Genomic DNA, 25992 nt, shown 5'->3' with positions numbered 1-25992 from the left:
ATCAAAAAATACTACTTTTGAAGGGAATTCCAGAAATAAACAATGCAGATTTCCATTGTAATTCCTTTACTTAACGAAGAAGAATCCATTAAAGAACTCCATGATTGGATTGCAAAAGTTATGCAATCCAATCATTTTTTATATGAAATCATCTTCATTGATGACGGTAGCACTGACAGTTCCTGGAAAATTATTGAAGAGCTATCCGATTTAAATAAAAGTGTAAAGGGTATTCGATTTTTAAAAAACTATGGGAAATCCCAAGCCTTGCATGCAGGGTTTAAAGCCGCACAGGGTGAAGTAGTGATTACCATGGATGCCGACCTGCAAGATAACCCGGAAGAAATCCCGGAAATGTACAAAATGATCAAGGTAGGCGGAAACCATATTGTTTCTGGATGGAAAAAGAAACGTTATGATTCCATAATCACCAAAAACATTCCATCCAAACTTTTTAATTGGGCAGCCCGAAAAACCTCTGGTTTAAAATTACATGATTTCAACTGTGGCCTAAAGGCCTATCAAAATGTTGTAATAAAAAACATCGAAGTTTCAGGAGACATGCATCGCTATATTCCTGTTCTCGCCAAAAATGCAGGGTTTTCCAATATCTCCGAAAAAGTAGTTCAGCATCAAGCTCGAAAATACGGAAGTACCAAGTTTGGTGCAGAGCGGTTCATCAATGGTTTTCTGGATTTGATCACTATCTGGTTTGTTTCCAAATTTGGTCGTCAACCCATGCACTTATTTGGAGCTTTGGGCGTGTTAATGTTTATAGTTGGATTTGGGTTTTCCATTTACCTTGGCGTAGACAAGCTCTTTCTGAACCCTACGGGCAGACTAATTACAGAGCGACCACAATTCTATATTGCCTTAACAGCAATGATCATTGGAACACAACTATTTTTGGCAGGCTTTCTGGGAGAAATTATGGTACGTTCCAGAAAAAATGACACACGTTACACCATCTCCAATAAAATTAACGTTTAGGTCATCGTAAAAGCAGATTCTTTGTAATTTTAACAAGATAAAACTTAAGTTATATTTAATGGATTCTATTCTATCAACCGCGCAAACTTGGCTTACTGATTTTTTTGATTCAGAAACCAAAAAAGAAATTGAAAATCTTATAGCCAACGATACTGAAGAACTGAAAGAAAGGTTTTACAAAAACTTGGAGTTCGGCACAGGAGGAATGCGCGGTATTATGGGTGTTGGAACCAATAGAATTAACAAATACACCTTGGGCAAAAACACTCAAGGACTATGCAATTATCTTAAAAGATCATATCCGAACGAAGAAATCAAAGTGGTAATCGCTTATGATTGTAGACACAATTCAGATACCTTGGCCAGAACCGTCGCTGAAATTTTTTCAGCTAACGGAGTCAAAGTTTTCCTTTTTTCCGAACTGAGAACTACTCCTGAACTTTCCTTTTCAGTTAGACATTTGAACTGTCATGCAGGGATTGTATTGACCGCCTCACATAATCCGCCAGAATATAACGGATACAAAGTATATTGGACCGATGGCGGACAAATTGTGCCTCCCCAAGATGGGGAGATTATTGCCGAAATTGATTCCCTTTCCTTTGAGGACATCAAGTTTGAAGCCAATGACAACCTCATTCAATTAATTAATAAAGATGTAGATGAAGCCTTTTTTAGTGAATCCGTCCGCAAAGGAAGTTTTGGCGCTAAAGGCAAAGACAATTTTAAAATTGTGTTCACTTCGCTGCATGGCACTTCTATTACGGCCATACCAGAGGTGTTGAAACGAGCTGGCTACAACAACGTGACCATAATAGAGGAGCAAGCAAAACCTGATGGAGCTTTTCCAACGGTGGAATCTCCAAACCCCGAAGAGCCTGAAGCTTTAAAAATGGCAATTAAAAAAGCTGAGGAAATTGGAGCAGATATGGTTGTAGGTACAGACCCTGATAGTGATCGATTGGGTATCGCCGTGCGAAACCTTGATGGTAAAATGGAGCTTTTGAACGGTAACCAGACCATGGTTCTTATGACAAAATTCCTTTTGGATCAATACAAGAAAAAAGGATTTAATGGCAATGAATTTGTAGCATCAACCATAGTTTCTACCCCAATGGTTGGGCAAATGGCCAAAGCGTATGGAGTGGAATACAAGGAATCTTTGACTGGATTTAAATGGATTGGAAAAATGATCAAAGATTTTTCAGACTCAACCTTTATTGGAGGTGGTGAGGAAAGTTTTGGCTATATGGTGGGAGATTTTGTTCGCGATAAAGATGCTGTAACTTCTACCCTACTTGCCTGTGAAGCCGCAGCCGATGCCAAAGCCAATGGAAGTTCTTTTTATAAAGAGCTCATTGACAGCTATGTAAACTTTGGCTTTTATAAAGAGCATTTGGTTTCTCTAACAAAAAAAGGAATCAGCGGCGCTGAGGAAATCAAACAAATGTTAATTGACTTCAAAGAAAATCCAGTCGAGTCAGTTCAAGGGTCTAAAGTAATTTGGATTGAGGATTACAATACCTCCATTGCCAAAAATGTCCAAACTGGTGAAGAAAGAAACATTGACCTCCCAAAATCCAACGTCTTGATCTACGAAACCGAAGATGGTACGCGGATAGCAGCCAGACCAAGTGGAACAGAGCCAAAAGTCAAATTTTATATCAGTACTAATGTCAAATTGGAAAATGCCAGCGATTATAAATCCGTAAATTCGCAGTTAGATACCAAAATAGAGGGAATCGTTTCCGAACTGAATTTATAGCTGAATGAATTACTTTAAAAAGATTCTCCGTTTTGCGGTTCCATATCGCAAATACGGTTTTCTGAATATTTTTTTTAATATTCTTTATGCCCTTTTTAGTGCGCTTTCTTTTGCCGCACTAATCCCAATGCTCGATGTATTGTTCAAACCTGGCGAGAAAGTTCTGGAAGAACCTGTTTACGAAGGCTTTTCCAGTCTTAAAGATTATCTCCAAGATTATATCAACTATCGCGTAACCGCTTATTCAGGAGACGACGATATGAAAGGCTTGGTATTGGTCATTGGCTTGGTCCTGGTACTCTTCTTGTTAAAAAACGTCTTCAATTATCTGGCAATGTATTTTATAACATTCCTTCGTAATGGAGTATTGAAAGATGTTCGAAACAAAATGTACGAGAAGATCGTGAACTTGCCCATCTCCTATTTTTCAGAAAAAAGAAAAGGAGATGTTATTGCCCGTATAACTTCAGATGTTCTGGAAATTCAACATTCCTTTCTTTCAATCCTTGAATTGATTGTAAGGGAACCTTTAACCATATTGTTCACGATTCTTATCATGTTTGGTATAAGTACCAAACTTACCGTTTTTGTTTTTGTGTTTATTCCCATTGCAGGTATGATTATTTCACGAATTGGGAAATCCTTAAAAAAACAATCTGATAAGGTGCAGAAGGAACAAGGTGAATTTCTTTCCATTGTTGAAGAAACCCTTGGGGGTTTACGTGTAGTAAAAGCATTTAATGCGGAATCTAAATTCAATAAAATCTTTAAAAAATCGACAAATCGGTTTTTCAAGTTTTCCAATTTGTTGTTGAACAGACAAAATTTAGCTTCTCCCACAGGGGAATTTTTAGGAATTTTGGTCATTGGGGTGTTGCTCTGGTTTGGTGGAAAAATGGTTTTGGTAGATAAAACCCTTGACCCATCATCATTCATTGCCTATATGGGATTGGCCTATAACATCCTTACCCCTGCCAAATCCATAAGTAAAGCTTCTTATGGAGTTCGCAAAGGAAATGCTGCAGCAGAACGGGTTCTGGAGGTTTTGGAGTCCGAAAATCCTATTGCTGATAACAAAAATGCTATCAATAAAACAGATTTCACCAAAAATATCACCATCAAGGATGTCTCCTTTAAATACGAAGATGATTATGTCTTAGAGAATTTCAATTTAGATGTTAAAAAAGGGCATACCGTTGCCTTAGTAGGGCAATCTGGAAGCGGAAAAAGTACCATCGCCAATCTGGTCACCCGTTTTTATGATGTAAATGAAGGTGAAATTTCCATTGATAGTACCAATATTAAAAATATCACCAAAAAATCGTTGCGTGGACTGATGGGGCTCGTTACCCAAGATTCCATTTTGTTTAATGATACCGTAAAAAATAATATTGGTCTTGGAAAAGAAGATGCAACTGACGATGAAATCATGGCCGCTGCTCAAGTAGCCAATGCCCATGACTTTATCATGGAACTTCCCAATGGATATGACACAAATATAGGTGATAGTGGGAATAAACTCAGTGGTGGGCAAAAACAGCGACTTTCCATTGCGAGGGCCGTTCTTAAAAATCCGCCCATTATGATTCTGGATGAAGCCACTTCAGCTTTAGATACCGAAAGTGAACGTTTGGTTCAGGATGCATTGGAAAAAATGATGCAGAATCGCACTTCCATTGTAATTGCGCATCGATTGTCCACAATCCAAAATGCAGATTCCATTGTAGTCCTCAGTAAAGGAAAAATTGTGGAGCAAGGCACCCATGATGAGCTCATGAAATCCAACAAAGGCTACAAAAAATTGGTGGAGATGCAATCCCTTGGCTGATTATTAGACATTTAAGAATTAAACCTTTTTCCATTACCTTAGTCATAGCACCAAAATGTAGAAACATTTGATTGCTGAGGAAACCCTAGTCAACGAGCTGAAACAAAAAGAAAGCCAGGCAAAAGCCTTTGAGGTATTGGTAAATACTTACAAAGAAAGGTTGTATTGGCATATTCGAAGGATTGTTTTGAACCATGATGACACTGATGACGTACTCCAAAATACCTTTATAAAAGTCTACAGGAATATTGAAGGTTTTAAAGGAGATAGCAAGTTGTATTCATGGATGTACCGTATTGCCACTAACGAATCTCTGACTTTCTTAAAACAGAAATCAAAAAAACTAGGGGTTAGTGACGAGGAACTTAAAATGAAATTGGTAGAAAATTTACAATCAGATGTGTATTTTGAAGGAGATCAAATCCAGCTAAAATTGCAACAGGCCCTAGCAACCCTTCCAGACAAACAAAAATTGGTGTTTACCATGAAATATTTTCAGGAAATGAAATATGATGAGATTTCTGAAGTGCTCCAAACATCAGTGGGAGCTTTAAAAGCTTCATACCATTTGGCCGTAAAGAAAATTGAAACGTATCTTAAGATCGATTAAACCTTTTAAACATTTAAAAGTCAAAGTCGTAGTATGAAAAAGAACCACAAAAATAAATTCAAAACCCCTGAAGGTTATTTCGATAACTTCCATGACCGTCTCATTGACAAAATCAATCAAGAAGAAGCCGTCCATGAGGAATCGATTATTCCAAGATCAGATGGGTTTGCCGTACCAGAAGGATATCTGGAGCATCTTCCACCAGAAGTTCTCTCTAAAATCAATCATAAAAAGACCAAGGTCGTTCAACTAAATCCCTATAAAAAATTCTATTATAGTGCTGCAGCTGCAGCAGCTGTATTTCTATTATATTTTGGATTGAATGTAAATTCTGAGCCCGACATAAGTTTTGAAGATTTGGCCGATGCCGAGATAAATGCATATTTTGATGGTACCGACTTTGATTTTAGCTCTTATGAGCTTGCCAAAGTGGTGGATATTGAAGAACTAACACTGAACGATGTTTTAGAAACCCAATTGGAAGATGAAAACATATTGCAATATTTGGACGAGAACCTGGAAGATTTGGATGATTTAAACCTAGATTATGTCGATTATGAATAAAAAGTTACTCATACTATTTGTCTTTTTAATGGGACCTTCATGGTTTTATGCCCAAGGCCCAGGGAGGGAACGCATTAAAACATTGAAGGTGGCCTTTATTACAGAAAAGGTTGGACTTACTGCAAAAGAAGCACAGACATTTTGGCCCATTTATAATGAATATGACAAAACCTTGGAAACTATCCGCCGAAGAGAACGATTGGAACTGAGATCTCAAATATCTATGATTCAAGACCTATCGGACACTGAATCTTCAACCTTACTGGACAAGTTTATGGCGATTCAAAAAGAAAAGCATGCGGCAGAACAAGATTTCATCTCCAAGGTCAGAAATGTCCTGTCTCCCAAAAAAACAGTATTGCTATTAAAAGCTGAAGAAGATTTTAAAAGACGACTACTCCAACAGATGCGCAAGCGCAGAGGTGGCGGATAAATTCAAAAATCGACAAAATGCATTAAAAAGGAGCTATACGGCTCCTTTTTTCATTAAACCCTTTCTCAAAATGGTAGTCAAAGAACTAGAAACCATAAAAATCTACGTTATGAAAAATTTGAAAAGAGTTCTATTCACAATAGCATTCCTAGGAACAATACTTGCTTCCAATGCGCAGCGTACAGTAGTTAAAGTCTATCCAAAACATGGCACAGTGGTCACAAAAATCACCAAACCTAAAATTGTGATTCATAAAAAGACCAATTTCTATTTTGCCGATGGGATTTGGTATAAAGCCAGAGGTAAAAAATATGTGGTCTGCGCAGCTCCTACCGGAATAAAGGTCAGAGAATTACCCAGAACACGAAGAGTTGTAGTTGTAAATGGAAGAAAACTATACAAATATCGAGGAGTCTGGTATAAAAAAAGAGGAAGAAATTATGTTGTTGTAACCGTTTAGTTGGTTTGGTTGGTTGTTAGTTTATAAGAGCTATGAGATAATCGTAGCTCTTTTATTTAAACAACAGTTTTGAAATCCTGCCTTTCCCAGCAGCATATGCCACTGAATCATTCAAAAATCGAATGGTATAAAAACCTTCCTCACTTAACTTCTTCCAAGATTTTCCACCATTGTTGGAGTATGAAACCCCTTGGAATCCTAAGGCCACTAAATCCTTCCCACCCGTATTTGGAACAAATTGCACGCAACTTCTATAATCCGGTTCTTGTCCATCAGCAATCAGATCCCATGTTTTCCCTCCGTTTCTGGTAATAATTTTGTTTTTACTATTTGACTCTGGGTCCGTATAGTCCCCTCCAATACCAAAGCCCAAGTGTTCATTCAAAAAATCAATGGAATAAATCCCTTGGGTAGGTTTGTCCTTTACAATTGGAGTTGAAGTCACTTTCCAAGTTTTTCCTTTATCCATGGAAGAATATACATTACCCTCAGTTGTTCCAATCCAAACTTTATTTTCAACAATCTCAATATTTGTATTGCTTGCCGCAAAGGCTCCTTCACCTTCTGTTGATTTTGGTAACTGGGAGCAAGAAAGTTTACTCCAACTTTTACCGCCATCCCTTGTAATAATAATTGATAAACACCCCTGCATGGTATCTCCAACCGCAATGCCCTCCATATCGTTCCAAAACTTCATGGAATCATAAAAAACACCTTCACCCTCCTCTTTATAAACCAATTCCATTTGGCCTGAATCTCCTGTTTTGTACAATAGCGCAGGACTGGCAATGGATAGCATAAAAAAATCAGTGGAAGTATGTGCAACGGCCCTAAATGATGGCACAATAGTATCGTATTCCTGAACATTACTTTTAACCTCATTTGTTTTCAAATCAACGGTACCAAAAACGCCATTGCTTCCTGCAAATGCCAAAGTATTTGCGTCCAAAAACTCAATTGCCCGGATACTGACCGAATCTTGAAAAACTGTTTCAACATCTACAGAAGAAAAATTATGCGACCGTTCCTTTGGAGAACAACTGAAAATTAGAAGTATTGCCACAAAAGGTAAACTATATCTCATCTAAAATGTGTTTCTTCAAATGTAACTGGAATCTTGTTAGAAACCATACCTTTGCAATCCTTAAATTTTTGGGATGCGTTTACATAGAAATCTTGTCTTTGCAGTCATTGATGCACTAAATCTCATATTCAACGAAAAGGAATATGCCGATAAGGTCATAGAAAAAGTACTACGGTACGATAAACGCTGGGGAGCAAGAGATAGAGGTTTTATTGCTGAGACCACATACGATATTGTTCGTTGGAAACGCTTGTATACTGAAATCGCTGAAGCAAATGAACCCTATTCAAGACCACATTTGTTCAGATTGTTTACCGTTTGGTGCGTATTGAGAGGTATCAAGTTACCAGATTGGAAACAATTGGAAGACACTCCAGAGCGTCGAATAAAGGGAAGGTTTGATGAGCTTTCCAAGGATAGAAAATTCAGGGAATCAATTCCTGATTGGCTGGATGAATTGGGAGAAAAGTCGTTGGGAGATAAACTTTGGACCAAGGAAATAGCTGCATTAAACAAACAAGCCGAGGTAATTCTTAGAGTGAACACCCTAAAAATTAAGAAGACACAATTGCAGGCCTTGCTTGCTGAAAATGAAATTGAAACCATCACTATTGATGGATATCCTGATGCTTTAAAACTAAAAGAGCGTAAAAATGTCTTTGTTACAGAAGCTTTTAAAAACGGTTATTTTGAAGTTCAGGATGCTTCTTCCCAATTGGTTGCTCCATTCTTGGAGGTTAAACCTGGACAGCGCGTAGTTGATGCTTGCGCCGGAGCTGGTGGAAAAACACTTCATTTAGCTTCTCAAATGGGAAACAAAGGGCAGTTGATTGCTTTAGATATTTATGAAAGTAAATTGAAAAAACTTAAAAAGCGAACCAGACGAAACGGGGTTCACAATGTAGAAACCCGCGCAATCGATTCTACCAAGGTCATTAAAAAATTGCACAATAGCGCTGATAGACTTTTGCTTGATGCCCCTTGCTCTGGATTGGGAGTAATTAGAAGAAACCCAGACTCTAAATGGAAGTTAGAGCCTCAGTTTATTGACCGAATCATGGGCGTACAGCAAGAAATTCTTCAGAACTATAGCAAAATGGTCAAAAAAGAAGGCCAGATGGTCTATGCCACCTGCTCTATTCTACCTCAAGAAAATACGGAACAGGTTACGAAATTTTTGGATTCAGAAGCTGGAAAGGAATTTGAATTGGTCAAAGAGCAAAATATCTATGCCTCAGAAAAGGGGTACGATGGATTTTACATGGCACTTCTCAAAAGACAATGAAACAATTATCAATTAATTATTGTTGACTGCTAATTATCAATTGCACATTGAAACGGACCTATCAACAATTTCTAGTTAAAAACTGTTTGTTCCATACTCATAAAATCACATAGAAAACTGTAAATTTGCATTTTCTTAATCCGTTCAACAACTAGGCTGATATGATTCATTTCTTTGGGGACGTGGCAACAAAGGTATTTGCCGTCCAGACTGCTCAAGAAATTGCACCTCAAGACATTCAAAAATTAACATGGTTGTTCGGCAACCAACCTAAGATAAACGCGGCGTCTCTTGACGCCTTTTTTATTGGTCCAAGGGCCGCCATGATAACACCTTGGAGCACCAACGCAACAGAAATAACCCAAAATATGGGAGTGGAAGAAATCCTTCGGATTGAGGAGTTTCATGCTGTGGGTGAAGACCATACAGACTTCGACCCTATGCTTTTTCAAAAGTATGAAAGACTAAGTCAGGAGATTTTCTCCATTGATATTGTTCCCGAAGCCATTTTGGAGATTGATGACATCGCTGCCTATAATCAGCAAGAAGGTCTTGCCCTGAACGATGACGAAATTGCCTATTTGGAAAATCTCTCCAAAAAATTGGATAGAAAATTAACCGATTCTGAAGTATTTGGATTCAGTCAAGTGAATTCAGAACATTGCCGCCATAAAATTTTCAATGGTACTTTTGTCATTGATGGTAAGGAAAAGCCAAGTTCATTATTCAAACTGATTAAGAAGACATCAGAAGAAAATCCAAATGACATCGTTTCGGCCTATAAAGACAATGTTGCTTTTATAAAAGGGCCAAAAGCGGTACAGTTTGCACCAAAAAGTGCGGACAAACCTGATTTTTACGAGGAAAAAGATTTTGATTCGGTTATATCCCTAAAAGCAGAAACCCATAATTTCCCAACAACAGTGGAACCCTTTAATGGTGCCGCTACGGGTTCGGGGGGAGAAATCAGAGATAGGTTAGCAGGTGGAAAAGGCTCTTTGCCTTTGGCAGGAACCGCAGTCTATATGACTTCATATTCTCGTTTGGAAGAAAACAGACCTTGGGAAAATGGAATGCAAGAACGGGAATGGTTGTACCAAACCCCCATGGACATTCTAATAAAGGCTTCCAATGGGGCCTCCGACTTTGGCAACAAATTTGGACAACCATTGATTTCTGGATCTGTGCTCACTTTTGAGCATAAAGAAGAAGCTCGCCGATTAGGTTTTGACAAAGTAATTATGCTGGCCGGTGGTATCGGCTATGGAAAAGCCGGACAGGCGTTGAAAGATACACCGAACAAAGGTGATAAAATAGTTATTCTTGGTGGTGACAACTACCGAATTGGTATGGGCGGCGCTGCTGTTTCCAGTGCTGATACGGGTGAGTTCAGTTCAGCTATTGAATTGAATGCCGTACAACGCTCCAATCCAGAAATGCAAAAAAGGGCTTCAAACGCTATCCGTGGAATGGTAGAAAGCCATGACAATCCCATAGTTTCTATCCATGATCATGGAGCTGGTGGACACCTCAACTGTTTATCAGAATTGGTTGAGGAAACGGGCGGTAACATCAATACCGATAAACTTCCAGTGGGTGACCCTACACTATCCGCAAAAGAACTTATTGGCAACGAATCCCAGGAACGTATGGGATTGGTAATTGGTGAAAAAGACATAGAACTCCTTGATCGTATTGCAGCTAGGGAACGCTCTCCTATGTATGATGTTGGAACTGTGACCGGTGACCACAGATTTACCTTTGCATCAGAAAAAACCGGAGAAAAACCAATGGATTTGGAGTTGAACGATATGTTTGGGAGTTCTCCAAAGACCATAATGGAAGACTCTTCAACAGAAATAACTTATGACGCCCCCTCCTATTCATTAGAGCATTTCCATGATTATTTAGAGCAGGTCTTACAGTTGGAAGCAGTTGCATGTAAAGATTGGTTGACCAATAAGGTGGATCGCTGTGTAGGCGGACATGTGGCCAAGCAACAATGTGCAGGTCCTTTGCAATTACCTCTAAACAATTGTGGGGTTATGGCTTTGGATTTTAAAGGAAAGGAAGGAATTGCGACCAGTATTGGTCACTCTCCTGTTTCCGCTTTAATAGATCCTTCAGCCGGAAGCAGAACCAGTATTACCGAAGCATTGACCAATATTGTTTGGGCACCCCTTAAAGATGGCTTGCAGTCCGTTTCCCTATCAGCAAATTGGATGTGGCCCTGCAGAAACAAAGGCGAAGATGCCAGATTGTACGAAGCAGTGGAAGCTGTATCTGATTTTGCCATTGCCTTGGGAATCAATGTGCCTACGGGCAAGGATTCACTTTCCATGAAGCAGAAATATAAAGATGGGGATGTTATCTCTCCCGGTACAGTAATTATCTCAGCAGCTGCAAATTGTAATGATATCACCAAAGTTGTGGAGCCTGTATTCCAGAAAAATCGCGGTGATATTTATTATATAAATATTTCCAAGGACAATTATAAATTGGGAGGTTCTTCTTTTGGCCAAGTGTTAAACTCAGTAGGAAACGAAACGCCAACAATTGTTGATGCTGAATATGTAAAGAAAACTTTCAATACACTACAGGAACTTGTCAGAAATGATATGATCATAGCCGGACACGACGTTGCTTCCGGCGGATTGATCACAACCTTATTGGAAATGTGTTTTGCTGATACCGATTTAGGTGCTAACCTAGATTTATCTAATCTTGGAGAAGAGGATATCATCAAGTTATTGTTTTCTGAAAATACCGGATTGGTTTTCCAGGCAAAAGATGATACGGTGGAGAAAGTCTTGGTGCAGGCTGGAATTGATTGCCAAAAAATAGGCTCTGTGTGTTCAGAAGGAACTTTGAACATCAAAAACAAAAGTATTGAAATTGGCTTGAATGTAGCTTCATTACGAGATACTTGGTTCAAGACTTCCTATTTGCTAGATGACAAACAAACAGCCAATAATTTGGCCAAGGATAGGTATGAAAACTATAAAAATCAACCTTTAAACTATAATTTCCCTTCAAATTTTAATGGTAAGCTTCCTTCTAGGGGACAGTCGGAAGCAGAACGCCCAAAAGCTGCTATTTTAAGGGAAAAAGGCAGTAACTCGGAACGAGAAATGGCCAATGCCATGTACTTGGCCGGATTTGATGTGAAAGATGTACATATGACCGACTTGATCACAGGTCGGGAAACATTGGAAGATATTCAATTCATCGGAGCTGTTGGCGGATTTTCTAACTCGGATGTTCTGGGAAGTGCCAAAGGATGGGCTGGTGCCTTCAAGTACAACGAGAAAGCCAACAAAGCCATTAAAAATTTCTTTGCGCGACCCGACACGCTTTCTGTGGGAATATGTAATGGATGTCAGTTGTTCATGGAATTGGATTTAATCAATCCCGAGCATGAAGCCCATGGCAGAATGACCTATAATGATTCAGCAAAGCACGAAAGCAATTTTACCTCTGTGAAAATTGAGAAAAACAACTCTGTTATGCTTTCTTCAATGGCTGGTACTACCCTTGGAGTCTGGATTTCGCATGGAGAAGGGAAATTCAACCTTCCCCGTTCAGAAAAAGAGTATGATATTGTTGCTAAGTATGGATATGATGCTTACCCGGCAAATCCAAACGGAAGCGATTATAACACAGCTATGCTCTGTGATAAAACAGGTCGCCACTTGGTTACCATGCCACATATTGAGCGCTCCACATTTCCATGGAACTGGGCACACTATCCAAAGGATAGAAACGATGTAGTTTCACCTTGGTTACAGGCATTTATCAATGCCAAGGAATGGATAGTGAACAATAAATAACTATTTTTAGAGACCAATAAATTTTAAAACCAAAAAATGAATTCCAAAAATCGCTTTGCCAAGGGAATCCTATTCCTTGGCTCAATTTTGTTAATTTTCAACACAGGGTGTGTACGTAAACATAGAAGTTTTGCTTCAGATGAAATCAACTTACTGCCCCAACCCAACGAAGTGACAATATCCGAAAATTCCTTCGCCCTAAAGGATGGAATGGACATTGGTTTCTCAGACAATGCAACAGAAAGTATGGTTTCTGCACTTAGCGATCAGATAACTCAACGAACGGGATTGAAACTCTCCGTTTCCAACAATGGGCAGGGAGATATTGTACTTACCAACATTCCAGTTTTAGGGGAGGACGCTTACCAACTGGATGTCAACCCCGAGAAAATCAATATTTCAGCAAGTACATCTTCTGGTTTTTTCTACGGAATTGAAACATTAAAACAGTTGTTGACAAAAGACACTGAGGAATCTGTATGGTTAATTCCATCAATTACCATTAAAGATGCTCCCCGTTTTGGATGGCGGGCCTATATGCTCGATGAGTCCCGTTATTTTCATGGGGCGGATTTCGTTAAGCAAACATTGGATCAGATGGCTTCGCTCAAAATGAACGTTTTTCATTGGCATTTGACAGATGATGCAGGCTGGCGCATCGAAATAAAAAAATACCCCAAACTAACCAAAGTAGGAAGTTTTAGAACAGATTCGGAAATTGGAACCTGGAAAAGTGGAAAATTATCCGGTGAACCTCATGGTGGATTTTATTCCCAAGAAGAAATTAAGGAATTGGTAGCCTACGCCGCAGAAAGACATATCACCATTGTTCCTGAATTTGAAATTCCTGGGCACAGCAGCGCCGCCATTGCAGCATATACCTGGCTTGGTACCGCTGGAAAGGATATTGATGTCCCGGTAAAATTTGGTCGCCATTACGACAATTATGATGTGACCAACCCCAAAGTAGAGCAATTTGTTAAGGATGTTTTACTGGAACTTTTTGAGCTTTTTCCTTCGGAAGTAGTTCATATTGGCGGTGATGAAGTAGGCTATGAAGTTTGGAATGAATCCAGACACGTACAGGAATACATGAAGGAACATGGCATAAAAACTGCTGCCGACCTCCAAATACAGTTCACTAACAAAATTTCGAAATTTATTGAGCAACATGGAAGACGCATGATGGGATGGAACGAGATTATGGGAAAAAACATACATGGCGATTTTGAGGAAAAGAAGCATGATGAAGAAGCTGAGACCGAACTGGCCAAAAATACGGTTGTCCACTTTTGGAAGGGTGACCTCAATCTTGCTACGGAGGCTGCCCAGAAAGGATATGGCATTGTGAACTCATTGCACAGCAACACCTATCTTGATTACAATTATAATAGCATTTCATTGGAAAAAGCTTATGGTTTTAACCCTATTCCTGAAGGCCTAGAACCTCAATACCATAAAAACATTTATGGGCTTGGTTGCCAAATGTGGAGCGAATGGACCCCCACCAATAAAGATGTGGAGCATCAGACTTTTCCAAGAATTGCAGCCTATGCTGAAGTAGGCTGGACCAATCCTGAAAATAAAAATTTCAAAAGTTTCAAAACTGCCTTAGAAATCAAGCAAAAGGAATGGGACACATTAGGAATCAACTATGCAAAAGTTCTAGAAGAATAAAAATCAACAAAAATTTAATCAGGGATTTTAATCCAATCTTTGATAAATACCAACCGAAAAGGGCCTTCACATTGAAGGCCTTTTTTATTCCCTTAAAATTGATTGATTTTCAAATAAAGAGCGGGGCAATTGAATTTTCCATTTTAAAATCCGACTTCCTTTCCCTATTTTGCAATTACCTAACAGAAACTTACTATGCAAACAGTAACTCGACTTTTTGATTTTCCTTACTATCAATTGGAAAAATTCCCTCTTGAAAAATCGTTGGTGACCAAATATGATGGCAAATGGATTGCCACTTCCACCAAAACATATATTGACCAAGCCAATACCATCAGTCGTGCACTCCTAAGAATGGGGATAAAACCTAATGATAAAGTTGCTGTTATCTCTATGACCAACAGAACGGAGTGGAACGTTATGGATATAGGAATTTTACAAATTGGCGCTCAAAACGTTCCAATTTATCCAACCATATCCTCCTCGGATTACGAATATGTTCTCAATCATTCCGAAGCCAAATACTGTTTTGTTTCTTGTTCTGAGGTTTTGGAAAAAGTATTGGAAGTAACTTCAAAATTGAAAAAATTAAAAGATGTTTATTCCTTTGATAGCCTTGGTAATTGTAAAAACTGGAAAGAAGTTCTTGAGCTCGGCGCTGACAGTTCAAACCAAGATGAAGTTGAAAAATTGAAGGATTCCGTAAAACCGGAGGATTTAGCAACCTTAATCTACACTTCAGGCACAACAGGAAGGCCAAAAGGAGTAATGTTGTCCCATAATAATTTGGTGAGCAATGCCATAGAAAGTTCAAAAAGGTTTCCTATTGTAGATGGAGAAACCAAATCATTGAGTTTTTTACCACTCTGCCATGTTTATGAACGAATGCTCATATACCTATATCAATATAGAGGTGTAACTATTTATTATGCAGAGTCGCTTGAAACCATAAGTGACAATCTTAAAGAGACCACACCACATGTTATGACCGCGGTTCCGCGCTTATTGGAAAAAGTATATGACAAAATCATTGCTAAAGGTTCCGAACTTAGTGGTATAAAACGAAGTATTTTCTTTTGGGCGGTTGAAATTGGACTCAAGTTTGAACCTTATGGAAAAAACGGTTGGTGGTATGAAAAGAAATTGGCCTTAGCCAGAAAATTGATCTTTAGCAAATGGAAAGAAGGTCTAGGCGGCAACCTAAAACTTATTGCCTCTGGTAGTGCAGCCTTACAACCAAGATTAGCCCGTATTTTTAATGCAGCTGAAATGGGCGTAATGGAAGGTTATGGGTTGACTGAAACCTCTCCTGTAGTTTCGGTGAATGACATGCGTAAAAACGGTTTTAAAATAGGGACTGTTGGAAAGCCCATAGATCGTACAGAAGTTAAAATAGCCGAAGATGGGGAAATTTGTATAAAGGGACCCCAAGTAATGATGGGCTATTATAAAGATCCTGAAAAAACTGCAGAAGTGATTAAAGACGGATACTTTCATACAGGAGATATTGGGGAAGTTGATGCAGAAGGCTTTTTAAGGATTACGGACCGTAAAAAAGAAATGTTCAAAACGTCAGGAGGCAAATATGTAGCTCCACAGCTTTTGGAAAATCGGTTTAAACAATCTCGCTTCGTAGAACAGGTTATGGTGGTTGGCGAAGGGGAGAAAATGCCTGCCGCACTAATTCAACCCAATTTTGAGTTTTTGTATGAATGGGCTACAAGGCATAATATTACTTTAGGTGAAAACTCAGACATCATATTAAATGAAAAAGTTATTGCCCGCATCCAAGAAGAAATAGATTTGGCAAATCAAGATTTTGCCAAATGGGAAAAAGTAAAACAGTTTAGATTAACCCCAGATGTATGGAGTATTGATGACGGGCATATGACTCCAACAATGAAACTCAGAAGGAAAATCATCAAGGAAAAATACCTCGACCTATACAATAATATTTACGGTCACTAAAATAGTACACTACTTTCCAAACAAGTTTTATGAAGACTCAAAATTGACTTTTGGGTCTTCTTTTTTCATTAATGCAATAATCATAATTTATTATGCATGCATAATAAATTTTTGTATATTTGATCACACCAAACCAGATTCATGAAAGAGTTGACCATTGATTATGCATTAAGAGCCACTTGGCAGGCCGTAAGCAAAATGTACAATGAAGAGGCCAAGCATTATGGACTTACTATGGCAATTGGATTCACACTCTTAAGCATTGACCCAAAAAAAGGCACGCCCAGTACCGCTTTAGGGCCAAAAATGGGAATGGAAGCTACAAGTCTCTCAAGAATTTTGAAAAGTATTGAGGAAAGAGGCTATATCCAACGAAAACCAAATCCAAAGGACGGCCGAGGAGTATTGATTCATTTAACTGCCTTGGGATTGGACAAAAGAAAGGATTCTAAGGATGTGGTACTGCGCTTCAATGAAGTGGTGAAAGAGAATGTTGCTGAAGAAGATTTATTAGGTTTTTTTAAAACCGCGGAAATCATCAACAAACTTATTGTTGACAAAAAAATATATACAAAAACAACGAATTAATTCTAACTCATAAATGAAAAGGCATATCAACAAAGTTGCCGTTATCGGCTCAGGTATTATGGGAAGTGGCATAGCCTGTCACTTTGCCAATATTGGTGTCGAAGTTTTGTTATTGGATATAGTTCCCCGAGAGCTTAACGATAAGGAAAAAGCCAAGGGACTGACACTCGAAAATAAAGCTGTCCGCAACCGATTGGTCAATGATTCATTGGCCGCTGCTCTCAAATCCAAGCCCTCCCCTATTTATCATAAAAAATTTGCTGGTAGAATCACTGCCGGTAATTTAGAGGATGACATTGCCAAAGTTGGTGAAGTTGATTGGATTATTGAAGTAGTGGTAGAACGTCTGGATATCAAAAAGCAGGTATTTGAGAATCTGGAAAAACACAGAAAACCTGGCACGTTAATTACTTCTAACACTTCTGGAATACCTATTAAATTCATGAGTGAAGGAAGAAGTGAGGACTTTCAAAAACACTTTTGTGGAACACATTTTTTTAATCCCGCCAGGTATCTAAAACTTTTTGAAATCATTCCTGGACCAAACACTTCTCCAGGAGTATTGGACTTTTTAAACGGGTATGGCGAGCAATATCTAGGAAAAACTTCTGTATTAGCTAAAGACACACCTGCTTTTATCGGTAACCGAATCGGAATTTTCAGCATCCAAAGCCTTTTTCATGCTGTTAAAGATTTAGGAATGACCGTTGAGGAAGTAGACAAGCTAACGGGTCCTGTTATTGGAAGGCCAAAGTCGGCCACCTTCCGAACTGTGGACGTTGTTGGACTGGATACTTTGGTTCATGTTGCCAACGGAATCCACGAAAATTGCAAAGATGATGAACGACTGGAACTCTTCCAATTGCCGGATTTCATCAATACCATGGTTAAAAATAAATGGTTGGGTAGCAAATCTGGGCAAGGGTTCTACAAAAAGGTCAAGGATGACAAGGGCAAAAGTGAAATCCTGACGCTGGATTTGGACACTTTGGATTACCGTTCCAAGAAGAGTGCCAAGTTTGCCTCTTTAGAATTGACAAAAACTATTGATAAGGTAGTAGACCGATTCTCTGTCTTGACATCTGGTAAGGACAAAGCAGGAGACTTTTATCGAAAAAGCTTTGGGGCACTATTTGCTTATGTTTCACATCGAATTCCAGAAATATCCGATGAGCTCTATAAAATAGATGATGCCATGAAAGCCGGTTTTGGATGGGAACACGGACCTTTCCAAATTTGGGATGCTGTTGGGCTGGAAAAAGGTCTAGAGTTCATCAAGGCAGAAAATTTAGAAGTAGCTTCTTGGGTAAATGAAATGAAGGAATCAGGAACAGATGCTTTCTATTCCGTTAAAGATGGAGCAACTTATTATTATGACATTCCCAAAAAAACCTTGGAAAAAGTTCCAGGTCAGGACGCCTTCATTATTTTGGATAATATTAGAAAATCCAACGAAGTATTTAAAAATAGTGGTGTTGTCATTGAAGATTTGGGAGACGGAATCCTCAACCTAGAATTCCAATCCAAAATGAATACCATTGGCGGTGATGTATTGGCTGGTCTGAACAAAGCTGTTGATTTGGCCGAAAAAGATTTTCAAGGATTGGTTGTTGGCAATCAAGCCGCAAACTTTTCAGTCGGGGCCAACATTGGAATGATCTTTATGATGGCCGTTGAGCAGGAATATGATGAACTGAACATGGCCATTAAGTATTTTCAAGATACCATGATGCGCATGCGCTATTCCTCCATTCCCACCATTTCTGCACCTCATGGTATGTGTTTGGGTGGTGGTTGTGAACTTTCATTGCATGCCGACAAGGTAGTAGCCGCGGCGGAAAGTTATATTGGCTTGGTAGAATTTGGAGTTGGAGTGATTCCTGGTGGTGGCGGGTCTAAAGAAATGGCCCTACGAGCATCTGATACTTTCAGAAAAAATGATGTAGAGCTTAATGTGTTACAAGAATATTTCCTGACCATTGGAATGGCTAAAGTTTCAACTTCAGCCTATGAAGCCTATGATTTGGGTATCCTACAAAAAGGAAAAGATGTAGTGGTTGTGAATAAAGACCGACAAATAGCTACAGCCAAGGCCCATGCAAAGCTGATAGCTGAAGCTGGATATACCAAGCCCATGAAACGTAAAGATGTAAAAGTACTTGGAAAGCAAGCTTTGGGAATGTTCTTGGTGGGAACCGATTCTATGGAAGCTGGTCATTATATTTCTGAGCATGACAAGAAAATTGCCGATAAGCTCGCCTATGTCATGGCTGGCGGTGATTTATCAGAAGCCAGTTATGTATCCGAACAATATCTTTTGGATTTGGAACGGGAAGCATTCCTTTCGCTATGTACCGAAAGAAAAACACTGGAGCGTATCCAACATATGTTGAAAACAGGTAAACCATTGAGAAATTAGATGTTGGATTCTTTGACTATTCGTCCAACTATCCAAAATCCAAAAATCCGATAATCTAAAAAATGAAAACAGCATATATAGTAAAAGCATATAGAACAGCAGTAGGTAAAGCCCCTCGTGGCTTATTCCGATTCAAAAGACCGGATGAATTGGCTGCAGAGACCATTGAACATATGATGAAGGAATTGCCCAATCTGGACAAGAAACGCATCGACGATGTTATTGTTGGAAACGCAATGCCCGAAGCTGAACAAGGATTGAACATGGCCCGATTGATTTCGTTGATGGGATTGAACATTGATGATGTTCCTGGCGTAACTGTCAACCGCTATTGTGCATCTGGACTGGAAACTATCGGTATTGCCACCGCAAAAATTCAATCAGGAATGGCAGATTGTATTATTGCAGGAGGTTCAGAAAGTATGAGCTACATACCTATGGGTGGTTATAAGCCCACTCCAGATTATGCTACTGCCAAAGAAGGCCATGAGGACTATTATTGGGGCATGGGTCTGACAGCTGAGGCCGTCGCAAAGCAATTCAATGTTTCTAGGGAAGATCAAGACGTATTTGCGTACAGTTCTCACATGAAAGCCCTAAAAGCACAAGAAGAAAATCGATTTCAAGATCAGATTGTACCTATTGACGTAGAGCACACCTTTGTAAACGAAGCTGGCAAAAAAGAAACCAAGACCTATACGGTAAATAAGGATGAAGGACCAAGAAAAGGAACTAATATCCCTACATTGAACAAACTACGTCCGGTTTTCGCAGCTGGTGGAAGTGTTACCGCTGGAAATTCTTCCCAAATGAGTGATGGTGCTGCCTTTGTGATGGTAATGAGTGAAGAAATGGTCAAGGAATTAAATCTAGAGCCCATTGCACGTATGGTGAACTATGCAGCAGCAGGAGTAGAACCACGCATAATGGGAATAGGCCCTGTAAAAGCTATTCCAAAAGCATTAAAACAAGCTGGACTGAAACAAGATGATGTTGAGTTGATAGAATTGAATGAAGCCTTCGCATCACAATCCTTGGCCGTGATTAGAGAATTGGGGCTAGATCAGGAGATTGTCAATGTAAATGGAGGCGCAATAGCGTTGGGACATCCTTTAGGATGTACTGGTGCAAAGCTCTCAGTACAACTCTTTGATGAAATGCGCAAAAGAGATATGAAAGGCAAATATGGTATGGTAACCATGTGTGTTGGAACAGGCCAAGGAGCCGCAGGTATTTATGAATTTTTAAATTAGAAGAAAACAAAGCTATGAGTACAGAAGCCCTAAATAAGAACATCCTACGTGGCGGACAATTCTTGGTAAAAGAAACCAATTGTGAAGATGTGTTCACGCTCGAAGATTTGACCGAAGAGCAAAAAATGATGAGGGAGAGCACCAAAGAGTTTGTTGATAGAGAGCTATGGGCTCATTGGGAACGTTTTGAGAAGAAAGACTACGCATATACCGAAGAAACCATGCGGAAAGCAGGTGAACTTGGTCTGCTGAGTGTTGCCGTTCCTGAAGCTTATGGTGGAATGGGAATGGGATTTGTATCCACAATGCTGGTCTGCGATTATATTTCTGGAGCCACGGGATCCTTCAGTACCGCATTTGGAGCACATACAGGAATTGGCACCATGCCCATAACCCTTTATGGAACCGAAGAGCAAAAACAAAAGTATGTGCCTAAATTGGCATCTGGTGAGTGGTTTGGAGCATATTGTTTGACAGAACCAGGTGCAGGTTCCGATGCAAATTCAGGAAAAACAAAGGCTGTGCTTTCCAAGGATGGGAAACATTATAGCATAACAGGACAAAAAATGTGGATTTCCAATGCCGGATTCTGCAACTTGTTTATCGTTTTTGCAAGAATTGAGGACGATAAAAACATTACTGGATTTATTATTGAAAATGACCCGGATAATGGCATCACTTTAGGTGATGAAGAGAAAAAATTGGGGATTCACTCCTCCTCCACCCGTCAGGTATTTTTTAACGAGACCAAGGTTCCTGTTGAAAACATGTTATCGGAAAGAGGAAATGGGTTTAAAATTGCTATGAATGCCCTTAATGTAGGCAGAATTAAACTGGCAGCAGCATGCCTGGAAGCACAAAGACGTGTGCTGACCGAAGCTACTAAATATGCTAATGAGCGCATCCAGTTTAAGACACCAATAATGAATTTTGGCGCTATCAAGGCAAAGATTGCCGATATGGCTGCCAATGCTTATGTAGATGAATCTGCATGTTACAGAGCTGCAAAAAATATAGAGGATAGGATTGCCATCAGAGAAGCCGATGGAAATTCCCATCAAGAAGCCGAACTAAAAGGTGTTGAAGAATATGCCATTGAATGTTCCATTCTCAAGGTGGCTGTTTCAGAACATGTACAGCACACTACAGATGAGGGTATCCAAATTTTTGGCGGAATGGGCTTTAGCGCAGATACTCCTATGGAATCTGCTTGGAGAGATGCCCGTATTTCCAGAATCTATGAAGGCACCAACGAAATTAACAGAATGTTGGCCGTTGGCATGTTGGTCAAAAAAGCAATGAAGGGTCATGTAGACCTGTTAGGGCCCGCAACCGCAGTTGGAGAAGAATTAATGGGAATTCCTTCTTTTGATACACCAGATTTTTCAGAGTTGTTTTCGGAAGAAAAAGATTTGATCTCCCGTTTAAAAAAGGTGTTCTTAATGATTGCTGGTAGCGCCGTCCAAAAGTTTGGACCCAGTTTAGAAGAACACCAAATGTTGCTCATGTCTGCTTCTGATATTTTAATACAGGTTTATTTGTCAGAATCCGCTATATTGCGCACTGAGAAAAATGCCAAAAGGTTTGGGGAAAAATCGCAAGAAACACAAATTGCAATATCCAAGCTATATTTATATAGGGCTGTAGATATTATCATTCAAAAAGGAAAAGAAGCCATAGTTTCTTTTGCCGAAGGAGATGAACAACGAATGATGCTAATGGGACTAAAACGTTATACGAAATACATAAATCAACCCAATGTCGTAGCACTTCGCACTCAAATTGCAGATAAAGTAGCCGCGGATAATGGGTATACCTTTGACTAATTCAAATGATGCTGAAACAAAGCTAATTTTGGAAACCGCTCCTCAGGGAGCGGTTTTTTTGTGTATTATTTTGAAGCCTAATTGTTACCTCATAACTTTATCCAATGCATAAAAATTCATTGGATTCATTATATACTTCAGAAGGCTTTAGAGAAACCGGTCAAGAGCTTATCAATTTATTAGCAGAACATGTTCACAATACAACTTCCGGCTCCAATCAAAAAACCATTAACTGGAATCTTCCGGATAACGAATTGAATTTCTGGAAAGATTTTCTGAAGAATGGAGACAAAAACGATTTTTGGAAAGAGGTCCTCAAAAGAACTACCCATACCCACAATCCAAAATATGTTGGGCATCAAGTCGCTCCCCCTGCACCCATTACCGCACTTACTGGTTTGGTCAGCTCTTTGTTGAACAACGGTATGGCGGTGTATGAAATGGGCATGTCGCCCACTGCAATGGAACGAATTACCACCGATTTATTAGGTCAAAAGATTGGATATGGTGAAAGTTCCAGAGGAATCCTTACCTCAGGAGGTACCTTAGCAAATCTTACTGCACTACTTGCAGCCCGAAAAGCCAAAGCAAAACAGGATGTTTGGACCCAGGGACACACCCAACCTTTGGGAATTATGGTGAGTGAAGAAGCTCATTATTGTGTAGACAGAGCCGCAAAAATCATGGGTTTTGGCGAACAAGGAATCATTAAAGTACCTGTTGATTCGAATTTTGCCATGGATAACTCAAAACTTGAGGAGTATTATCAAAAAGCAGTGAACAACGGAATCCAAGTATTTGCCGTAGTGGGCAGCGCACCTTCCACCGCAACCGGTATTTATGATGATTTGGAGACTGTTGCCCGTTTTGCTGAAAAGTACAACCTTTGGTTCCATGTAGATGGAGCTCATGGCGGGGCTGCCATTTTTTCAAAGAAATACAGTCATTTGCTAAAGGGAATAGAAAATTCAGATTCTGTGGTAATCGATGGTCATAAAATGATGATGATGCCTACCATTACCACAGCGCTTATTTTTAAGGATGGTGAACATTCGCATACTACCTTTAGTCAAAAAGCTGATTATTTGTTGACAGAAACAGATGAAGAAGATTGGTACAATGGGGGCAAAAGGACCTTTGAGTGCACCAAAAGTATGATGAGTTTGCATTGGTACATACTCTTAAAAATGTACGGGGAAGAAGTTTTTGACCAAAATGTAACCGTTCTGTACGATTTAGCCAAAGAATTTGCCGAGGTGCTCAAAGCCAATAAAAGCTTTGAATTGGCCATAGAGCCTATGTCCAACATTTTATGTTTCAGATATGTAACTCCTGATTTATCCTTAGAAAAATCTAATAGGTTAAATCAATCCATTAGACAAGAGTTGTTGGAAGATGGTGAATTTTATCTGGTGCAGACCAAATTGAATGGAATACATTATCTCAGAACCACTTTGATGAATCCATTTACAACCATAGAACACTTAAAGTTGCTCATGGATAAAATTGAAGTCTGTGCAGAAAAGTTTCTGGTCAGCTAATGGATTCCAGTATTTTTTCCTCACTCTTTTTTCTGGAGAAATTGATAGCGCATTCAATCAATGCCAAATGCGAATAGGCCTGTGGAAAATTCCCCAACAAGCGCTTGCTCTTAAAATCAATATCCTCGCTGAAAAGCCCAAGATGATTACTGTACCCCAATAAACGTTCAAAATAAGTTAAGGCTTTGTCCTCTTCCCCTATTTTAAATAGACTGTTGATAAACCAAAAAGTACATATCGTAAACGAGGAAGATGGCAATCCAAAGTCGTCCTCATTTTTATAGCGATACAACAAACCATCGTTGTTCAAATCTTCTTCAATAGCACGTACCGTACTAACAAATTTTGGATCCTTTGCCTGAATGAACCCATAGGATTCCATTAACAGTACCGAGGCATCAAGATGGCTTGACCCATAGGACTGAACAAAAGCATTGATATTGGCATTCCATGCATTCTCATGGATATCCTGTTTTATTTCCTGTTCAATATCCATCCATTCATTGATCTTTCTTTCCTTTCCAAAGATTTTGGCAACCTTGATTGCCCGATCAATGGCCACCCAGCACAGTACTTTGGAAAAGGTAAAATGTCTGTCCTCTCCCCTGAATTCCCAAATTCCCTTATCAGGTTCTCTCCAGTGTTTATTTACAATCCAAACAATTCCTTTGGTAATACTCCATAAATCCTCACCATTTTCAATATCATTCTCAAACGTTACCAATTGTTCGTAAATAACATCCATTAAAATACCATAAATGTCATTTTGCTTTTGCTTGTATGCAGCATTTCCAATCCTGACAGGTTTTGAGCCTTTGTACCCATCCAAATGATCCAACGTCTTCTCCGTAAGTGCCTTCTCTCTGTTGATACCGTACATGATCTGTAGTTTTTCATCTTTATCAGGCATCAAATCAATAATAAACTGCAAATATCTCCTCGCAGAATTCTTATGCCCTAACTCGGACATCACTTTGATTACCATAGAGGCATCCCTAATCCAGCAAAACCGATAATCCCAGTTACGAACCTCACCAATAGTCTCAGGCAAAGACGTAGTTGCTGCGGCAAGCACAGCACCAGTTTTGTCGTAGGTAAGTAATTTAAGAGTAATGGCGCTCCGCATGATCTCAGCGTTAAACTGCTTGTATGTTGGCGTCCTATCTACCCAATCCAACCAATAAATCTTGGTTCGTTCAAGTTCCAGGGACATTTTTTCCGTGGTTGGTCTTAAAATCTTTTCATTATAACACACCAAAAAATACCCATCCTCTTTTAGTACAATTTCCTCGCCCTCCAAGACTTGTCTCTTGTTGAAAGAAGTATAAAGGAATAACGTGTCAAACTTTTGTTTGTTGGTCAAACTGACTATAAAGTTCTTTTTAATATGATGGGCTGTCTTCCCTTGGGCATATTCCAACTTGGGATCATAAAGGACACTAAATCTAGGTGCCCCAGAGATATGCTTCACATAGCGAACAATCTCCGGCGGAGCATTGTATTTTCCCGTAAGTTTATGGTATCTCGGCATAAAATCATGCACCTCAAAAGTATTCTCCCCATCCGAATAACGTGTCACTAAAATCGCTGTATTTCTATGGTATTTTTGGTGTATTTCGTAATTGTATTTCGTGTGGATTTCAAAACTACCACCTTTTTTATCGTCCAATAATTTGGCAAATACCGAAGTTGAATCAAACTGTGGCAAGCAACACCATTCCAGAGAGCCCGTATCTGATATTAAAGCAGCACTTCTGCAGTTTCCAATTATTCCGTAATTTAGGTTATCCATAATAAGGATTTATATTTCTGTTGGTTATTGTAGGTTTTACCCTATTATAAATCGAAAAAATAGGAATTTTATTACATTT

At 39.2% G+C, this 25992-nt stretch carries 18 protein-coding genes; 16 read left to right on the top strand and 2 right to left on the bottom strand.

All coding sequences use genetic code 11. The features are described 5' to 3' along the window. The first annotated feature begins 42 nt into the window (after positions 1-42). The 7 genes from CRO15_RS11690 (at position 43) to CRO15_RS11660 (ending at position 6650) form a co-directional block, all read left to right on the top strand. Entirely contained in the window at positions 43-990 is a 948-nt protein-coding gene (locus CRO15_RS11690) for a glycosyltransferase family 2 protein (protein WP_097046000.1), read from the top strand. A gap of 58 nt (positions 991-1048) precedes the next feature. Next, complete coding sequence (locus CRO15_RS11685) at positions 1049-2755, top strand: phospho-sugar mutase (protein ID WP_097045999.1); 1707 nt, start codon at positions 1049-1051, stop codon at positions 2753-2755. Between the two features lie 4 nt (positions 2756-2759). Then, the gene (locus tag CRO15_RS11680; RefSeq protein WP_097045998.1) at positions 2760-4583 is read left to right on the top strand and encodes an ABC transporter ATP-binding protein; all 1824 of its coding nucleotides are present in this window, start codon (positions 2760-2762) and stop codon (positions 4581-4583) included. Positions 4584-4650: 67 nt separating this feature from the next. After that, the gene (locus CRO15_RS11675; RefSeq protein ID WP_097045997.1) at positions 4651-5193 is read left to right on the top strand and encodes an RNA polymerase sigma factor; all 543 of its coding nucleotides are present in this window, start codon (positions 4651-4653) and stop codon (positions 5191-5193) included. A gap of 33 nt (positions 5194-5226) precedes the next feature. Further along, the gene (locus CRO15_RS11670) at positions 5227-5757 is read left to right on the top strand and encodes a hypothetical protein (protein WP_097045996.1); all 531 of its coding nucleotides are present in this window, start codon (positions 5227-5229) and stop codon (positions 5755-5757) included. Then, on the top strand, positions 5750-6190 hold the full coding sequence (locus tag CRO15_RS11665; RefSeq protein WP_097045995.1) for a hypothetical protein: 441 nt from the start codon (positions 5750-5752) through the stop codon (positions 6188-6190). The genes CRO15_RS11670 and CRO15_RS11665 overlap by 8 nt, the downstream gene beginning before the upstream one ends. 109 nt (positions 6191-6299) lie before the next feature. Continuing rightward, positions 6300-6650: a DUF6515 family protein gene (locus CRO15_RS11660; RefSeq protein WP_097046211.1), complete on the top strand. Its 351-nt coding sequence runs from the start codon at positions 6300-6302 to the stop codon at positions 6648-6650. Between the two features lie 52 nt (positions 6651-6702). Here the strand turns inward: CRO15_RS11660 and CRO15_RS11655 are convergent, their stop codons facing one another. Next, complete coding sequence (locus tag CRO15_RS11655) at positions 6703-7734, bottom strand: WD40/YVTN/BNR-like repeat-containing protein (protein ID WP_097045994.1); 1032 nt, start codon at positions 7732-7734, stop codon at positions 6703-6705. A gap of 73 nt (positions 7735-7807) precedes the next feature. Between CRO15_RS11655 and CRO15_RS11650 the strand changes: the two genes are divergently transcribed. The 9 genes from CRO15_RS11650 to CRO15_RS11610 all read left to right on the top strand — a co-directional run bounded on the left by CRO15_RS11650 (position 7808) and on the right by CRO15_RS11610 (position 24121). Further along, positions 7808-9019 carry an RsmB/NOP family class I SAM-dependent RNA methyltransferase gene (locus tag CRO15_RS11650; RefSeq protein WP_097045993.1) on the top strand — a complete coding sequence of 404 codons (1212 nt, stop codon included), beginning with the start codon at positions 7808-7810 and terminating at the stop codon, positions 9017-9019. Between the two features lie 161 nt (positions 9020-9180). Continuing rightward, on the top strand, positions 9181-12849 hold the full coding sequence (gene purL, locus CRO15_RS11645; protein WP_097045992.1) for a phosphoribosylformylglycinamidine synthase: 3669 nt from the start codon (positions 9181-9183) through the stop codon (positions 12847-12849). 36 nt (positions 12850-12885) lie between these two features. Then, positions 12886-14526 (top strand): beta-N-acetylhexosaminidase, encoded by a 1641-nt coding sequence (locus tag CRO15_RS11640; RefSeq protein ID WP_097045991.1) that lies wholly within the window; start codon positions 12886-12888, stop codon positions 14524-14526. A 195-nt stretch (positions 14527-14721) separates the two neighbouring features. Further along, positions 14722-16494, top strand: a complete 1773-nt coding sequence (locus CRO15_RS11635; protein WP_097045990.1) for an AMP-dependent synthetase/ligase — start codon at positions 14722-14724, stop codon at positions 16492-16494. Between the two features lie 141 nt (positions 16495-16635). Beyond that, positions 16636-17082 (top strand): MarR family winged helix-turn-helix transcriptional regulator, encoded by a 447-nt coding sequence (locus CRO15_RS11630; RefSeq protein ID WP_097045989.1) that lies wholly within the window; start codon positions 16636-16638, stop codon positions 17080-17082. A gap of 13 nt (positions 17083-17095) precedes the next feature. Further along, positions 17096-19501: a 3-hydroxyacyl-CoA dehydrogenase/enoyl-CoA hydratase family protein gene (locus CRO15_RS11625; RefSeq protein ID WP_097045988.1), complete on the top strand. Its 2406-nt coding sequence runs from the start codon at positions 17096-17098 to the stop codon at positions 19499-19501. Between the two features lie 62 nt (positions 19502-19563). Next, positions 19564-20754 carry an acetyl-CoA C-acyltransferase gene (locus CRO15_RS11620; RefSeq protein WP_097045987.1) on the top strand — a complete coding sequence of 397 codons (1191 nt, stop codon included), beginning with the start codon at positions 19564-19566 and terminating at the stop codon, positions 20752-20754. Between the two features lie 14 nt (positions 20755-20768). Continuing rightward, the gene (locus CRO15_RS11615; protein WP_097045986.1) at positions 20769-22580 is read left to right on the top strand and encodes an acyl-CoA dehydrogenase family protein; all 1812 of its coding nucleotides are present in this window, start codon (positions 20769-20771) and stop codon (positions 22578-22580) included. A gap of 104 nt (positions 22581-22684) precedes the next feature. Further along, positions 22685-24121 (top strand): pyridoxal phosphate-dependent decarboxylase family protein, encoded by a 1437-nt coding sequence (locus CRO15_RS11610; protein ID WP_097045985.1) that lies wholly within the window; start codon positions 22685-22687, stop codon positions 24119-24121. Here CRO15_RS11610 and CRO15_RS11605 read toward each other — a convergent pair. Further along, positions 24114-25913, bottom strand: a complete 1800-nt coding sequence (locus CRO15_RS11605) for a glycoside hydrolase family 15 protein (protein WP_097045984.1) — start codon at positions 25911-25913, stop codon at positions 24114-24116. The genes CRO15_RS11610 and CRO15_RS11605 overlap by 8 nt on opposite strands. Positions 25914-25992: the final 79 nt, after the last annotated feature.

Source organism: Flagellimonas pacifica (assembly GCF_900215465.1).
Lineage (GTDB): Bacteria > Bacteroidota > Bacteroidia > Flavobacteriales > Flavobacteriaceae > Flagellimonas > Flagellimonas pacifica.
This window is presented reverse-complemented; position numbering and strand designations above follow the sequence as displayed.

Excerpts from the sequence above, each read along its gene's own strand:
- CRO15_RS11690 (WP_097046000.1), top strand. The coding sequence starts at position 43 with ATGCAGATTTCCATTGTAATTCCTTTACTTAACGAAGAAGAATCCATT.
- CRO15_RS11685 (WP_097045999.1), top strand. The coding sequence starts at position 1,049 with ATGGATTCTATTCTATCAACCGCGCAAACTTGGCTTACTGATTTTTTT.
- CRO15_RS11680 (WP_097045998.1), top strand. The coding sequence starts at position 2,760 with ATGAATTACTTTAAAAAGATTCTCCGTTTTGCGGTTCCATATCGCAAA.
- CRO15_RS11670 (WP_097045996.1), top strand. The coding sequence starts at position 5,227 with ATGAAAAAGAACCACAAAAATAAATTCAAAACCCCTGAAGGTTATTTC.
- CRO15_RS11665 (WP_097045995.1), top strand. The coding sequence starts at position 5,750 with ATGAATAAAAAGTTACTCATACTATTTGTCTTTTTAATGGGACCTTCA.
- CRO15_RS11660 (WP_097046211.1), top strand. The coding sequence starts at position 6,300 with ATGAAAAATTTGAAAAGAGTTCTATTCACAATAGCATTCCTAGGAACA.
- CRO15_RS11655 (WP_097045994.1), bottom strand. The coding sequence starts at position 7,734 with ATGAGATATAGTTTACCTTTTGTGGCAATACTTCTAATTTTCAGTTGT.
- CRO15_RS11650 (WP_097045993.1), top strand. The coding sequence starts at position 7,808 with ATGCGTTTACATAGAAATCTTGTCTTTGCAGTCATTGATGCACTAAAT.
- purL (WP_097045992.1), top strand. The coding sequence starts at position 9,181 with ATGATTCATTTCTTTGGGGACGTGGCAACAAAGGTATTTGCCGTCCAG.
- CRO15_RS11640 (WP_097045991.1), top strand. The coding sequence starts at position 12,886 with ATGAATTCCAAAAATCGCTTTGCCAAGGGAATCCTATTCCTTGGCTCA.
- CRO15_RS11635 (WP_097045990.1), top strand. The coding sequence starts at position 14,722 with ATGCAAACAGTAACTCGACTTTTTGATTTTCCTTACTATCAATTGGAA.
- CRO15_RS11630 (WP_097045989.1), top strand. The coding sequence starts at position 16,636 with ATGAAAGAGTTGACCATTGATTATGCATTAAGAGCCACTTGGCAGGCC.
- CRO15_RS11625 (WP_097045988.1), top strand. The coding sequence starts at position 17,096 with ATGAAAAGGCATATCAACAAAGTTGCCGTTATCGGCTCAGGTATTATG.
- CRO15_RS11620 (WP_097045987.1), top strand. The coding sequence starts at position 19,564 with ATGAAAACAGCATATATAGTAAAAGCATATAGAACAGCAGTAGGTAAA.
- CRO15_RS11615 (WP_097045986.1), top strand. The coding sequence starts at position 20,769 with ATGAGTACAGAAGCCCTAAATAAGAACATCCTACGTGGCGGACAATTC.
- CRO15_RS11610 (WP_097045985.1), top strand. The coding sequence starts at position 22,685 with ATGCATAAAAATTCATTGGATTCATTATATACTTCAGAAGGCTTTAGA.
- CRO15_RS11605 (WP_097045984.1), bottom strand. The coding sequence starts at position 25,913 with ATGGATAACCTAAATTACGGAATAATTGGAAACTGCAGAAGTGCTGCT.